Origin of the sequence: Mycobacterium sp. E2462, from assembly GCF_001672685.1 — a bacterium.
Lineage (GTDB): Bacteria > Actinomycetota > Actinomycetes > Mycobacteriales > Mycobacteriaceae > Mycobacterium.
The window spans coordinates 1-1,063 of record NZ_LZKC01000052.1 but is presented as its reverse complement, the minus strand read 5'-3'; the positions used below and the strand labels follow the sequence as shown (position 1 = coordinate 1,063).

1 protein-coding gene and 1 pseudogene are annotated in these 1,063 nt (G+C 75.6%); one reads left to right on the top strand and one right to left on the bottom strand.

What is annotated here, in order from left to right:
- The coding region (cobJ, locus tag A5714_RS02835; RefSeq protein ID WP_068282567.1) for a precorrin-3B C(17)-methyltransferase at positions 1–782 on the top strand (782 nt) is incomplete at its 5' end.
- On the opposite strand, the pseudogene A5714_RS26460 reads toward cobJ, so the two are convergent.
- Positions 757–1,063, bottom strand: a pseudogene (locus A5714_RS26460) (PPE family protein); the annotation flags it as partial. The gene cobJ and the pseudogene A5714_RS26460 sit on opposite strands and share 26 nt — an antisense overlap.

Below are 1,063 nucleotides of genomic sequence, written 5' to 3'. Positions count from 1 at the left end.
CCGGCGGGCGCCGGTTCGGCCGGTCGTCCGCGGCGCCGCGGGGGGCGGGCACCGTCGCGGTGCTGGGTCTGGGCCCCGGCGACCAAGAGTGGATCACCCCGCAGACCCGCCGCGAGTTGGCGGCCGCGACCGACCTCATCGGCTACAGCGGCTACCTCGACCGCGTCGCCGTGCGCGACGGCCAGCTATGCCACCCCAGCGACAACAGCGACGAGCCCGCGCGGGCCCGCCTGGCGTGCGCGCTGGCCGAGCAGGGCCGGGCCGTGGCGGTGGTGTCCTCCGGCGACCCCGGCGTGTTCGCGATGGCGACCGCGGTGCTCGAGGAGGCCAAGCAGTGGCCCGGCGTGCGCGTGCGGGTGGTCCCGGCGATGACCGCCGCGCAGGCGGTCGCCAGCCGGGTGGGCGCCCCGCTGGGGCACGACTACGCGGTGATTTCGCTGTCCGACCGGCTCAAGCCCTGGGACGTGATCGCGGCCCGGCTGGCCGCGGCGGCGGCCGCCGATCTGGTGCTTGCGGTGTACAACCCCGCCTCCAAGACGCGCACCTGGCAGGTCGGCGAGATGCGCGACATCCTGCTGGCCCACCGCGAACCCGGCACGCCCGTGGTGATCGGCCGCAACGTGTCCGGGCCCGACGAGGACGTCCGGGTGGTGCGGTTGGCCGACCTAAACCCCGCCGAGATCGACATGCGCTGCCTGCTGATCGTCGGGTCGTCCCAAACCCAGTGGTACTCAGACGAAGCCGGGCACCGGGTGTTCACCCCTCGGCGTTACCCGGGTTGAGGTCGGCCCCCCAGCTGCTCGGCATCATCGGCATGGCCGGCCCGTCGCTGAAGCCGTCGCCCGCCAGCGTCGTCAACCCCGCGGGCCGCGCGGCCCCCGCCTTCGCGCCCACCCCGGCAAAGCCCAGCGGGCCCGCACCGTCCTCGGAGGGATAGGTGGCTGGCGCGGCGTCCGGGCCGACGCCCGCGTCCGGGGCGGAGTCGGCATCGAGGTCCATGAACTCGTAGCGGTAGGCGCGGTCCTGGACCGTGCCGGGGCGATGCCGGCGCAGCCGCGCCCGC